The 2,967-nt window shown below is 73.6% G+C and carries 2 protein-coding genes; one reads left to right on the top strand and one right to left on the bottom strand.

Translation table 11 applies throughout. The features are described from left to right. The coding region (locus tag ABD308_RS27625) for a cytochrome P450 family protein (RefSeq protein WP_344339989.1) at positions 1-909 on the bottom strand (909 nt) is incomplete at its 3' end. Positions 910-1,322: 413 nt separating this feature from the next. On the opposite strand from ABD308_RS27625, the gene abc-f reads away from it, so the two are divergent. Continuing rightward, a complete protein-coding gene (gene abc-f / locus ABD308_RS27620; RefSeq protein WP_344339987.1) occupies positions 1,323-2,951 on the top strand; it encodes a ribosomal protection-like ABC-F family protein in 1,629 nt (542 codons plus the stop codon). The last annotated feature ends 16 nt before the right edge of the window (positions 2,952-2,967 follow it).

Below are 2,967 nucleotides of genomic sequence, written 5' to 3'. Positions count from 1 at the left end.
CTCGATGTCCTCCACCGCGTAGCGCAGCGGCAGGTGGGCGACGGGCGCGTCACGGCGCAGCGTCTCCTCGACCACGTCGTCCCAGCCGACCTTGCCCGCGCGCACCAGGGCGAGCTGCCCGGGGTTGGTGAGCAGGTTGGCGATGCCGTTGTCGATCAGGTTCACGGTGGTCTCGTAGCCGGCCGAGACGACCAGCAGCAGGGTGTCGATCAGCTCCTGCTCGCTCAGTCCGGCGTCGCCGCCCTCGACGGCGCCCGCCTCGCCCTCGCAGGCGGCGATCAGCGCGGAGGTCAGGTCGTCGCCGGGCTCGCGGCGTTTGGCGGCGACCAGCTCGTTGATCATCCCGTAGAAGGCCACCGCGTTGGCCTCCGACTCCTCGGGGGTGAACGTGGTGTCGAAGGCGCCGTCGACGTGAGCCCGGAAGCGGTCCGTCAGTTCGTCGGGCAGGCCGAGGAGCTGGGCGATGACCCGGATCGGCAGCGGGTAGGCGAGGCGCTCGCGCAGGTCGACCGGCGTCCCGGGCGGCGTCGCGGCGAGGTCGTCCAGCAGGGCCTCCGTGAGTTCCTCGACCCGCCCGGTGAGCGCGTTGACGCGGCGGGCCGTGAAGGCGGTGCCGACCAGCCGGCGCAGCCGCCGGTGGTTGGCGCCGTGGGCGGTGAACATGCTGCGCACGGTCACCCAGAGGGCGAGCGGCCAGGTGGTGGCGATCTCGGGGAGGCCGGGCCAGTGCTGGTGGCCGTCCTTGGAGACCCGGGGGTCCTTGAGCAGTTCCTCCAGCAGGTCCGGGTCGGCCACCGCCCACGCCTCGACCCCCAGGATGTCGACGGGCGTCGCCGGTCCGCGGGCGTGCAGTTCGGCGGTCTCGGCGTCGCGGTCACGGCCGGTCGGATCCAGCACGAGACGGTCCACGGGGACTCCTTCGGTCGGACGGCACGGGTGTGCGGCACGCGGCGGGAGCCGCGCACGGGGACGAGCATGCCGCCGCGTGTCCGCCGCGTCGAGAGGGCCTTCCCGGTGCGGATGACACCACTCCAGGGCATCGCCCGAACACTCGTCCCGGCCTCACGGACCCCCTTTAATTCGCCTGCGGCGTGGGGCCCGTGCTGCTAGGGTGACGAGAACGTTGATCCCTAGTAGAGGAGACCGGACATGGTGGTGGACGACGACATCTCCGGGTGATACCCGGACCGACAGGCCGCTCGCCGGTGCGCTGAAGCACCGCTGCCGCGGCCCGGCTGTCGTCCCCTTCTCCCCCTTGTCCACTCAGGGGACAGGTGTGTCCTGCCCTGCCCCTGAAGCCGTCACCCCGTGAGGTCTTCCCCATGTCCGGCGCTTCCGTCGTCTGCTCCAACCTGTCCTTCTCCTGGCCCGACGACACCCCCGTCTTCCAGGACCTCTCCTTCGCCGTCGGCCCCGGCCGCACCGGCCTGGTCGCCCCCAACGGCAGCGGAAAGAGCACGCTGCTGCGGCTGATCGCCGGCGACCTGCGGCCCACCGCCGGGTCGGTCACCGTGGACGGCGCCCTCGGGTACCTGCCGCAGAACCTCCCGCTGACCGCCGAGCTGACCGTCGCCGAGGTGCTGGGCGTCGCCGGGGTGATCCGGGCCATCGACGCGGTGGAGTCCGGGGACGTCGACGAGCGGCACTTCACCGCCATCGGCGACGACTGGGACATCGAGGAGCGCACCCGCGCCCAGCTCGACCGCCTGGGCCTGGGCGCGCTCACCCTCGACCGCACGCTGCGCACCCTCAGCGGCGGCCAGGTCGTCTCGCTGGGCCTCGCGGGCCAGCTGCTGAAGCGGCCCGACGTCCTGCTGCTCGACGAGCCCACCAACAACCTCGACCTGGACGCCCGGCACCGGCTGTACGACACCCTGGAGGACTTCCACGGCTGCCTGCTGCTGGTCAGCCACGACCGCGCGCTGCTCGACCGGATGGAACGGATCGCCGAACTCGACCGGGGTGAACTGCGGCTGTTCGGCGGCGACTTCACCGCCTACGAGGAGGCCGTGCGGGCCGAGCAGGAGGTCGCGGAGAAGAACGTCCGCAGCGCCGAGCAGGAGCTGAAGCGGGAGAAGCGGGAGATGCAGCTGGCCCGCGAACGGGCCGACCGCCGCCAGAGCAACGCCGCCCGCAACCTCAAGAACGCCGGGCTGCCGAGGATCTTCGCCGGGAACATGAAGCGCGGCGCGCAGGAGGCCGCCGGACGGGCCGGGCAGGTGCACGCCGGCCGGGTCGGCGAGGCCAAGGCGCGCCTGGACGAGGCGGGGCGCGCGCTGCGCGAGGAGCAGCGGATCGTGCTGGACCTGCCGGACACCCAGGTGCCCGCCGGGCGCACCCTGTTCCTCGGCGAGGGGCTGCGGGTGCGGCTCGGCGAGCGGGAGGTGTTCGCCGGCGTCGACCTGACCGTCCGCGGCCCCGAGCGGATCGCGCTGACCGGCGCCAACGGCGCGGGCAAGAGCACCCTGCTGCGCCTGCTCACCGGCGACCTCGCCCCCGGGGGCGGCGAGCTGCGGCGGGCCGACGGGCGCGTCGCCTACCTCTCGCAGCGCCTGGACCTGCTCGACCCGGAGCGCACCGTCGCCGAGAACTTCGCCGCGGCCGCGCCGGAGCGGCCGGAGGCGGAGCGGATGAACCTGCTCGCGCGCTTCCTGTTCCGGGGGGCCCGCGCCCACCTTCCGGTCGGGGTGCTGTCGGGCGGCGAGCGGCTGCGCGCCACGCTGGCCTGCGTGCTGTGCGCGGAGCCGGCCCCGCACCTGCTGCTGCTGGACGAGCCGACCAACAACCTCGACCTGGTCAGCGCGGGGCAGCTGGAGAACGCCCTGAACGCCTACCGGGGCGCCTTCGTGGTGGTCAGCCACGACGAGCGCTTCCTGAGCGGGATCGGCGTCACCCGCTGGCTGCACCTGGCCGAGGGCGAGCTGCGGGAGACGGCGGCTCCGGTGGGCTGACCCCCGGGGCCCGTGT

It is taken from the genome of Kitasatospora putterlickiae, from assembly GCF_039527695.1.
In the GTDB taxonomy this organism is placed as follows: Bacteria; Actinomycetota; Actinomycetes; order Streptomycetales; family Streptomycetaceae; genus Kitasatospora; species Kitasatospora putterlickiae.
The sequence above is the reverse complement of the archived record's forward strand: the minus strand, read 5'-3'. Positions and strand labels throughout refer to the sequence as shown.